Below are 5704 nucleotides of genomic sequence, written 5' to 3'. Positions count from 1 at the left end.
GGCCAGGGTGCGGGCGATGGCGACCCGCTGTTTCATGCCGCCGGAGAGGGTCTTGGGGTAGGCATCGCGGAACTTCGTCAGATGCACCAGGCCGATGTAATGCAGCGCCCGCTCGCGGCGTTCTGCCTTGGGGATGCCGTTCAGCTTCATGCCGTATTCGACGTTCTCCAGCACTGTCAGCCAGGGAAAGGAGGTGTAGCTTTGAAACACCATACCGCGCTCGCGCGCCGGGCCGTGGATGGGCCGGCCCTCCAGGCTGAGGCTGCCGCTGGTGGGTGTATGCAGGCCCGCCACGATGTTCAGCAGCGTGGATTTGCCGCAGCCCGAGGGCCCCAGCAGCACGCAAAGCTCGTTGCGGGCCACCGAGAAGGACACATCGCGCAAGGCTTCGACCCCGCCGCCGCGAGTGGGGAATGTCTTGCAGACATTCCGGACGGATAGAATTGTGCTGGATTGCATGATGCGCCCCTCATTGCAGGTCAGGTGGATCAACCGCGGTAGCCGCTGTCGTAAAGCTCCTTGTGCAGGCTGCAGTCGATGCCGGTTTCCGGCGGTGCCGCGGCCTCGATCAGGTTGAACTTGACCCACCAGCCGCTGACCAGATTCCAGTGATCGTTGATCTGGCCGTTCTTCTGATCAAAGGGCGGGTTGCCGGGCGCGGAGCCGCAGAATTGCGCCGCTTCCATGAAGTCATAGACATAAAGCCCGCCATCCAGCCCGGTGCCGTTCTTGCCGATCACCAGCTCGACGTCCGCCAGGCTCATGCTCATGCCGCCGGCGATGATCCGGTTGCCCTCATCCGGGTTCTGTTTCCACCAGGCGATGGCATCATACATCGCCTTCATGGTCAGCAGCGCCACGTCGCGGCGGTCGTTGATCAGGGCGTCGCTCATATAGTGGCCGTCAGCGATAACGCCGCTTTGCAGCCAGTAGGGGTCCTTGGACTGGGCCAGAACGCTGGCGCCTTCCAGCGCTTTCAGGGTGTTGGTGCCATAGGGCTCCCAGAACTCCGAGGCCGCTACGCCGCCGCCGATCATCGCGGCAAAGGCATCGTCGGCGATGATGTTGCGGTAGGTGACGGAGTCATAGGCGGCGCCGTTCTGTTCCAGCCACATGGCGACGTAGATCTGCGCCAAGCCGCCCTCCAGCACGGCGACTTCCTTGCCCGCAAGGTCGGCGGCGGTTTCAATCCCCGGCCCGGCGACGATCTTGTCGGTGCCATAGGAAAGGTTGCCGAAGGCGACCAGCTTGACCGGCAAGCCGCGCTCGACGCCGACAGGGGTGAATTCGGCAGTGGAGGAGACAACGTCGAGCTGGCCGGCGGCGACCAGGTTGAAGCTTTCATAGGGGTCTTCGATGGTCTGGTACTGGATGTCCAGGTCCGGGGCGAGGCCCTTTTCCGCCGCAATGTGCCAGAAGCCGTAGCCTGGCCAGGTGAAGCCCGCGATCTTGACGCTTTCTACGGCCCATGTTGGCCCGGCGGCGCCTGCCAGCGCGAGGGCTGCAATGCAGCGGCTGGCGGATTTCAGCAGTTTCTTGGTCATCGTCACGATACCTCTCTTGCGACGTCACTTTGTTGTTTGGCCTGTTGTTTTCGGGTTCTGCTCCGGCTCCTCAGGAATATTCGTCGAGATATTGGAATGCCTGGGCATGCAGCGCCCGCAGCAGGTAGTCGCAGATCAGCCCCAGAAGGCCGATCACCAGGATTCCGGCCATGATCTGGTCCACATGCAGGAAGCGTTTGGCGCGCATCATCATGGCGCCGATACCGGCGTCTGCGGCGGTGATCTCGGCGATCACCAGATAGGTCCAGCTGACCGCCAGCATCTGGCGCATGGCGATCACAATGTTGGGGAGCGCTGCCGGGACCACAACGGTGCGCAGCACCTGCAAGCGGGAGCCGCCAAGGGTCACCGATGTGTTGATCAGATCCTTTTGCACTGCCTTGGTGTGGTCGGCGATCAGGGTGATCAGGAACCAAATCACACCGATGAACAGCAGAGCCAGTTTTTGCGCGTCGCCCGCCCCGAACCACATCAGCAACAGGGGAATGAAGGACGGGGCGGGCAGGTAGCGCCAGGCGGATACAAAGGGGGAGAAAAACGCTTCGACCGTCTTGAACGCGCCCATCAGGATGCCAAGCGGCACCGCTAGGGCGCAGGCCAGGACAAAGCTGAGCATCACCCGCCAGACACTGACCAGCACATCACCGAGAAAACCGCTCTCGGCAAAGAGCGTATAGAGCGCTGTCAGGACCTTGCCGGGCCCTGGCAGCAGGATTGCGGGCATCACGCCGGACCAGGCGGCGAGCTGCCAGATGGCAAAGAAGATGACCCAGACCGCCACGCCGAGGGTGAGGCGCCAGGATGCGGGGATCTCCGATTTGAACTCGAAGATCCGCAGTTTCGGGCGCGTGTCCTTGGCCCGGGTTGCTGGTATCGTCCGAAGGGCCTGGGTCATGGGTCTGTCCTTTGCTGGGAGCGTTTAGTAGAGGCGCATGTATTCCTGCACTTCCCAGTCGGTAACCGACTGGTGATAGCGCTCCCATTCGTCGTTCTTGTATTCCAGGAACGACTTGCGCATTACCGGCCCCATCACGTGCTCGGCCATCTCGTCCTGGCGCAGCGCCTCGGTCGCGCTGAACAGGGTGCGGGGCAGGCGGCGGATGCCCAATTCGGTCAGTTCCGCCTCGGTCTTGGAGTAAAGGTCGAAATCTGTGGGCTTGCCCGGGTCGATCTTATTCTTGATTCCCATCACCGCGCAGCTCAGGTGCATCGCCATTGCCAGATAGACATTCATCGTCATGTCGCAGGCGCGGTTTTCGATGCAGTGGCGGCTTTGCGGCAGCCGGAACTGGGCGGAGCGGTTGTTGAACCCGTAGGTGATGTTGGTCGGCGCCCAGGTGACGGTGCCGCCCTCGAAACCGCCCACTCGCGGCACCAGCCCGTTGTAGGAGTTCACGGTGGGGCAGGTGATCGCGGTGATTGCCTCGGCGTGCTGCATCAGGCCGCCCACGGCCCAGCGGCTTTCGTCGCTCCATTCGCCGTCCGGGGTTTCAAAGATGTTCTGGCCGGGGCGGCTTTCATGCTGCATCGACATGTTGATATGCGCGCCGGAGCGCCAGTCCCCCACCGTCGGCTTCGGCATGAAGGTCACGAACAGCCCGTGTTTCTTGGCGACTTCCTTCAGGGTGATGCGCAAAAACGCCAGCCGGTCGGACATTTCCAGCATGTTGGTGTAGTGGAAATCCAGCTCGAACTGGGAATAGGCGCCCTCGGCCACCACATCGTGCAGGTTCCAGCCCAGGCCTTCGATGATGTCGATCATGTCTTTCAGGAAGGACATGGAATCGATGGAATATTCCACGTCATAGCCAAACGCCTGGCGGCGCGGGCGCAGGCCGTCTGCAGGATCGTCGTCAAAGGCTTTCACTGGCTGACCGGCCTCATCGTATTTCATCACGATGAATTCCGGCTCGACGCCGGCAAAGCCGGTGTAGCCCTCCTGCGCGGCCTCGTGCATGGCGCGCCGCAGGGCCTGGCGCGGGCAGACATTGTAGGGCGCGTCTTCCCAGTAGAGATCCGAGAAGATGATCGCCAGGGTGGTGTCCCAGGGGCAGACATAGACCGCATCGAGATCCGGCACCACCACTTGGTCGCTGTCGGCGGGGCTGAGTTCCGGCACGAAGGAAATCGAATGCACCGCGAACTGCGGGCCCTTGCCCAGGCAAAGCGGTTCGAAATCGCTCATCGGCACCGGTTTGGTCTTGGGGATGCCGTGCAGGTCGATCCAGGCGGCCATCACGTATTTGACGCCGGCCGCTTCCAGCCGTTCGCGCACTTCGGGGATGCGGGGGCGGTTGCGCTCCACCGCGTCCTGGAAATTGTCGTAGTAGATCTTTGCTTCGGGATTGGCTTTCAGCATGTTTTCCTCCCTAAAAAGGCAATCAGTTATCATTCGCTGCCGGAGGCCGGTCAGCGTGACTGTTGGTTTCGGGTGTTGAGCAGTTGCCTGGCGAAAAGGCGGGCAACCCGCCGTCCATCATGCATAACCTGATGCAGGGACGAGGGTGCCCAGTCGCCAGGAGCGGCGTGGCTTAGCCGGGGACGAAATCCGCGGGGTCGATGCCCGGAACCTCGGTGATCCCGGCCAGCTGTTTCCAGTTATGCGGATAGGCGGCGTAGAAGATCACGCATTTGCCGTCCGCCTCGTAGGAGATGTGGTTATCCTTGGGCACAAACAGCACGTCGCCGCGGTTGCAGATGTATTCCTTGCCGTCGCAGACCAGCCGGAAGGTGCCCTCCAGGCAATAGATGATCTCGTCGCAGGTCAGGTCCCACGGCACCTTGATGTTGTTCAGCACATTGATGCCGCCGCACATGGACTTGCTGAATTCGCTGGTGACCATCGGTTTGATGTAGGTGTCGCTGCCGCCCATGGAGTCATAACGCTCCTGGACCAGGTCGAATTTGAAGAGTTGAGGTGCGTCGCCCATGGGTTAGTTCCCCTCGCTGGCAAGGTGTTTCAGGATGCTTTCGTTCAGTTCGACCTTGTAGCCGTCCGGGTCCTCGCAGAAGGCGATGACGCGGGTGCCGTTCTTCATCGGGCCAGCAGGACGGGTGATGTTCACACCGGTTGCTGCCAGCTGCTCGCAGGCGGCATAGACGTCCGGGGTTTCGATGCAGATATGGCCCCAGCCGTTGCCCTTGTCGTAAGGCTCTTCCTGGTCCCAGTTGGCGGTCAGCTCCAAGGTGGGGGATTCCGCTTCCGGGCCGTAGCCGATGAAGGTATTTGTGAATTTGCCCTCGGGATAGTCAGTGCGGCGCAGCACCTCCATGCCCAGAATTCCGCAATAGAATTCCAGCGATTTCTCCATGTCCATCACCCGCATCATCGTGTGGGCCAGGCGGAAACCCTTGGAAATGAGTTCACTCATTGGGTTTGTTCCTTTTGGTTCAGGCATTAGCCGGGCTGCTGGCCCCTGTGCTGGCCAAGTCGCGTTCGATCAGGTCCTGGAAGGCGCGGACGCTGTCTTCCCAGGCGGGCGACAGCAGGCCGCCGTCGGCCGCAACAGGGGATTTGCGGCCCTCGAACATGCGTTCGACCATCTCGTGGTCTTCCTTGTGGACATCCCACCAGAGAGTTTTCAGGCCTTCGATTTCCTCGGCGCTGAGTTCCCGGCCTTCGGTGGTGTAAAGCGCGCGGTACTGGCGCATCTTGCCGGGGCCGATGGGCACGTTGAGGTAAACCCCCAGCTGGTCGGGGAAGTAGCGGCCCAGGATGAAGTTGGGATAGAGCGTCAGATAACGGGAGCTGACGCCCAGGCTGCCGGAGGTGCCGATCTCCTCCTTCAGGTCCACGGCGCTGCCGATACAGTTGCCGTCGGTGATGGTGTAATGGTCCTCCAGCGGCTGGTCGGTGGTCGAGGCATGTACGAATTGGACATGGTAAGGCTCGATGAAGTTCTCCATGATCAGTTTCCAGTTGGTGTCGATCTCGCCGAAATCGAGCAGGCCGATCGGCTCTACCTTGGCAAAATCCATCCCCTCCAGACGATCAATCAGCGGTGCGGCGTAGTCCTCAAACTCCGGTGCGCTGGCGTCCAGATTGACGAAGATCCAGTCATGCCAGACATGGGTGCGCACTGGCTTCAGGCGATGCTGTTTCAGGTCGAAACCGTCAAATTCCTGCTTGCCGGTGCCGG

At 61.4% G+C, this 5704-nt stretch carries 7 protein-coding genes; all 7 read right to left on the bottom strand.

The features are described 5' to 3' along the window. A partial coding sequence (locus A2I95_RS25280; protein ID WP_291734359.1) for an ABC transporter ATP-binding protein occupies positions 1 to 459 on the bottom strand: 459 nt, incomplete at its 3' end. A gap of 29 nt (positions 460 to 488) precedes the next feature. Then, on the bottom strand, positions 489 to 1544 hold the full coding sequence (locus tag A2I95_RS25275; RefSeq protein WP_291734361.1) for an ABC transporter substrate-binding protein: 1056 nt from the start codon (positions 1542 to 1544) through the stop codon (positions 489 to 491). Between the two features lie 70 nt (positions 1545 to 1614). Further along, a complete protein-coding gene (locus A2I95_RS25270; protein WP_035919941.1) occupies positions 1615 to 2460 on the bottom strand; it encodes an ABC transporter permease in 846 nt (281 codons plus the stop codon). Positions 2461 to 2484: 24 nt separating this feature from the next. Next, positions 2485 to 3924, bottom strand: coding sequence for a glutamine synthetase family protein (locus A2I95_RS25265; RefSeq protein ID WP_291734356.1), 1440 nt, complete (start codon positions 3922 to 3924; stop codon positions 2485 to 2487). Between the two features lie 172 nt (positions 3925 to 4096). After that, positions 4097 to 4495, bottom strand: a complete 399-nt coding sequence (locus A2I95_RS25260; RefSeq protein WP_291734354.1) for a cupin domain-containing protein — start codon at positions 4493 to 4495, stop codon at positions 4097 to 4099. A 3-nt stretch (positions 4496 to 4498) separates the two neighbouring features. Continuing rightward, positions 4499 to 4936, bottom strand: coding sequence for a lactoylglutathione lyase (gene gloA, locus A2I95_RS25255; RefSeq protein ID WP_291734352.1), 438 nt, complete (start codon positions 4934 to 4936; stop codon positions 4499 to 4501). A gap of 19 nt (positions 4937 to 4955) precedes the next feature. Next, the coding region (locus A2I95_RS25250; protein ID WP_291734350.1) for an SRPBCC family protein at positions 4956 to 5704 on the bottom strand (749 nt) is incomplete at its 5' end.

It is taken from the genome of Leisingera sp. F5, assembly GCF_001593695.1.
Note: the sequence above shows the minus strand (reverse complement) of the source record. Positions and strands in the feature narration are given on the sequence as shown.

Bases quoted from the DNA above. Each gene is read 5' to 3' on its own strand.
- A2I95_RS25275 (WP_291734361.1), bottom strand. From the start codon at position 1,544: ATGACCAAGAAACTGCTGAAATCCGCCAGCCGCTGCATTGCAGCCCTC.
- A2I95_RS25270 (WP_035919941.1), bottom strand. From the start codon at position 2,460: ATGACCCAGGCCCTTCGGACGATACCAGCAACCCGGGCCAAGGACACG.
- A2I95_RS25265 (WP_291734356.1), bottom strand. From the start codon at position 3,924: ATGCTGAAAGCCAATCCCGAAGCAAAGATCTACTACGACAATTTCCAG.
- A2I95_RS25260 (WP_291734354.1), bottom strand. From the start codon at position 4,495: ATGGGCGACGCACCTCAACTCTTCAAATTCGACCTGGTCCAGGAGCGT.
- gloA (WP_291734352.1), bottom strand. From the start codon at position 4,936: ATGAGTGAACTCATTTCCAAGGGTTTCCGCCTGGCCCACACGATGATG.